Origin of the sequence: Ruegeria sp. HKCCA4008, from assembly GCF_013033125.1 — a bacterium.
In the GTDB taxonomy this organism is placed as follows: Bacteria; Pseudomonadota; Alphaproteobacteria; order Rhodobacterales; family Rhodobacteraceae; genus Ruegeria.
On record NZ_WQDM01000022.1, the window covers coordinates 1 to 3837 of the forward strand.

Below are 3837 nucleotides of genomic sequence, written 5' to 3' on the forward strand. Positions count from 1 at the left end.
GTGTTATTCGAGGGGCATTACCAAGTTATCCGACGTGGATGGAAACGAGTAGGAGACTGCGCAATCAGGCCGATAGTTCCGTAGCATAACCTTCCCACAGCTTGAACGCGTCGGCTCTAGCATGGCGGTAGGGGAGAGTGGAAAGGCGATAGCGGCAGGGACGGAAGATCGTGGTGATTTGGTCGTGGGCGACGAGAAATCGTTGCGTCTGGCGTAGTGACTTGAATCGATCCATCATTTTTCCGCTTTCGCGTCGGTCGGTGCGACCCTTCGATCCGGTTGTTGAGCCCCTTGTGCGCCCGATGGTTGGCTTCCAGATACGATAGCCTTGATCGGCTTGGTGTAGCTCCGCAGCTTGTCTGTGATCACGACACGCGGTTCGCCATAGGCAGCCGCCAGCCGACCGAAGAAACGCGTTGCGGCTTTGGCATTGCGGCGAGGCTGGATCACAATGTCGAGTACGTCTCCGTTGCCATCGATTGCACGCCACAGCCAATGTTTTACGCCGTTGATCGGGATGACCACTTCGTCCATATGCCAATTGTCGTGCGGCCGAGGCCGGTCGCGTCGGATACAAGCTGCGAACTGAGACTCGAAACGGTTCACCCAGGGACGAACCGCTTCACGACTAACGATGACACCGCGATCCGCCAGAAGGTCCACGATATCCGCCGCGCTGAGAGCAAACCGATGATATACCCACACCGCATAGGCGATGATTTCACGAGGGAAACGGAAGCCCTTCAGCCGAGGCAATGAGGTCGGTATGGTCATGGTGCCGCGCTACCCGAGAACGACAACCCGATCAACTTGGCAATGCCGGCGGCCTTCCCAAAATGGAACGACGACGACGGCGTAACCGAATAACCGAAGGGCAGGGCGGCGCACGTCGTCCTTTCCATTGCTCCGGCTTAGAGCCGGACCGAAAAAAGCGCCTCACGGGCGCTTTTTTGTATCGATGACCTTGATGAAGCATGACGAAGCAGGTTGCTGACCTTGAGAAATTATCTCCTGAATATATCTCGGGTGGTTCAATTACCCAGGCAAATCCCGCGCCCTTTGGTGCGTGACCGCGTGCTTGTCGGATGCCGGCATACCGGCCTCCGACTTGAACCAATCACGTCCGTTCTCCCTTCGGCCCAAGCGGTGGTGAAGCGCGTAGAAATTGCCATTATGAACTTTAGAGGGGTATGTGACGAACGCTATTCGGGCAACCCATGCGGCGCGTGATTGCCTTACGCCGGTCCATCGGACAGGATAAGGTGGTTGTGTTACAAATTCGATCTAACGTGAGATGTTATAAGTCCAACAATGAGCCGCACCACCGAAACACCACCTTTTCCTTTTGCTCGCGAGTAAATGCGTTGGAGTATCTGGAGGTTACTGCGACTCTGTTCGAGGCCCGTCGATGTTACCGCGGATGATGCGAAGGCTTTGACACCTGTAGTGTTGGCACCGCTTTTCTATATCATCATATTTATCGACAATCCGTTGACCGCCAGCATCTGTGCAAGGATGTCTGACGTCAGCGCCTACCGGACAGTGCAAGGAACTTTGTAACGGCAGGCTTGTTGCGGCATTGTGAAAGCACAAAATCTGACTTGAGTGATCTAAGTCTGAAATCTCCTCCAGTTTGTGTTTAGAGTTCGCCCAATTTGAGGCGATACCAGTCTTTGGACCAGCGGCAAGCAGAGTTTTCTGGATTCAATCAGGGTGACGGGCCGATTTAGAATAGTCCCGATCTTTTTGATTTTGACCAAAAGCCGATCAAAAGAAAGAAAACGGGAACCGCTCCTATCTTCCACAGACCCGGATCAGAATACCGGTTCGCCATCATTCATGCACCCAAAACGGGGTCGGAACTTTGGGTGTATCACTTGTTGAAACAGGAATGACCCTAGTCAGTGAAATTTCGCGCCCTTTGTCAGTCTGAACTATGATCTCAATGTTATATCCCCCGGTGTCATCCTTGGCTGCAGCCGCGTCAGAGTGCGGGACCTTTAGAAACAGGCCCGGATCTGAAGACGTGCAATAAGGTGAGGTATTGCTGTCGCTTTGGACTGCGCGAGTTGAAACCTGAATATCCGTTATTTCGGTCCGCTTTTCGCAGATGTCGCAAAAATCGAAGTTGGCTCTGAACAAGCGGCACCCGGACGGGTCCGGGTAGGCGGCCCTTGGAGTGATCACGAGCCTGTAGGAATGCATCCCGTAATTTCTGAATACGAGGTTTGACAGGCTCATGACCGTGGCAATGGCCATGCATACTGCAACTGCAGGGCCCAAAAGTCGCTTTTCGGACGCGTAACCCACCAGCAGCGCAGATGGTATGAGCGCGACGGCCATCCATCCAAAGAACCTGTAGAAATTCCCTTTGCGGGGGCCGACAAAACTGAAGCCGACCAGCAGGGCCAAGATAATACAGACGAAAAAATAGGTATTTTTCTGTCTTCGACTGTTGAGGTTCCCACCCGCAGCGCTGCCAGTATTGAAAGGAATACCGCCAGTCCGAATGCGCCGTTCATTGCCGCATATTCCCGACCTTCAAGATGGAAATTACGGCCCAGAACTGCCTGAAATAAAAAGTCGAAAGGTTCACGTCCGAAGAACGATAGAAACGCAGCGGTGAAGTCCAGCCCACCCAGGCCTTGCGCGAAGTGTCCCCAGCCGAGTTGGTCGGCGTCCCGCTCAAAGAGATTGGCTGCAATATCGGGTGAGGCAATAACAAGCCCTAACGAGATGGGCCCCGCCAGATACTTAGGTCTTAACATGCCCCACGCCCCCGAGAGGGCGACAGCACCCAGCGCAAAGGGCAGCATCAGTGCACCCAGTTCGTATAACAGGAAACCTAAGGCGCTGAACGCTGCCACGAGGTAAAAGAATTTTGGCCGGTTCTCCAGGATGGCTCGCACGAGAAAGTAGATGGCTGCACATTGTAGCAGAAGATAGTGACTCATCTGAATGGCCGTTGCGGACACTACAATGTGGAACTCATTCAGAGCTACGAAAAGAGTTGAGAAGAGCGCAGCAAGATTGCCAAAAAGATATTTTGCAAACAAACCGATGAAGGCAACGAAGGCGACGACCGATACAATGCTGAAAAACCGATAACCAAAGTGGGTTTCCCCGAAAATTTCCGATCCAAAATATGCGAGGTAGGCTGTAATGGCCCCGTGAACACGGGCACGCATGGGAAGATAAGGATCTTCACTGTCAAAGGATATCTGCGAGGCTGTCACCAATCAGTCTCGTTCTTCATCCCAGAGGTAGCCAGAACTGAGCGCCAAATAAACACGGAGCAATGCCGCGATCACCACCAAGCCACTAAACAGTATCCAAAAGCGGCACTCTGATTTTGCTTTCACCTATCACACCCTTTAACCAGAAACATACTTTCGAAAATACATACTTATGCCCGTAGCTTGGATTATTCTTACGACACGTCAATCAAATAACATTGCGGAACAATGATTCCCGTCCGCTGAACCCGGCCTTTTGATCCGTGACGGGTGTTGTCACGCTGCTATGTCGGCGCAACGCCAGGGGAGGGGTGCGTCGAGACATGTGATCTTTTGATCGGCGGTTTCGGTCAGGGACGACCGCAGCGGATTGCGTCCCCACAGAATATCTGAACAACGAGTTCCCAAGGATGTGTCGCAAACTTTTTGAATGGCCAGAGTTAGCGACTTACCGGGCACACTTATCCTGCGATTTCTGCAAACAGCCGAAAACCGGATGTCGTAGTGCAGGGGAATTGTCGTTTTCGGATCATGTTGGCCACCTCGATGCCGTCCATAGTAGCTGAGGCCGATCTGAACGATTTGAACCCGCGGTGATCAT

General features: G+C 52.8%; 1 protein-coding gene and 1 pseudogene. Both read right to left on the minus strand.

Annotated features, from left to right (window positions below):
* Positions 1-64: 64 nt before the first annotated feature.
* Positions 65-774, minus strand: a pseudogene (locus tag GOW60_RS20970) (IS6 family transposase).
* Between the two features lie 1463 nt (positions 775-2237).
* Positions 2238-3236, minus strand: coding sequence for a glycosyltransferase family 39 protein (locus tag GOW60_RS20975; protein WP_217355666.1), 999 nt, complete (start codon positions 3234-3236; stop codon positions 2238-2240).
* Positions 3237-3837: the final 601 nt, after the last annotated feature.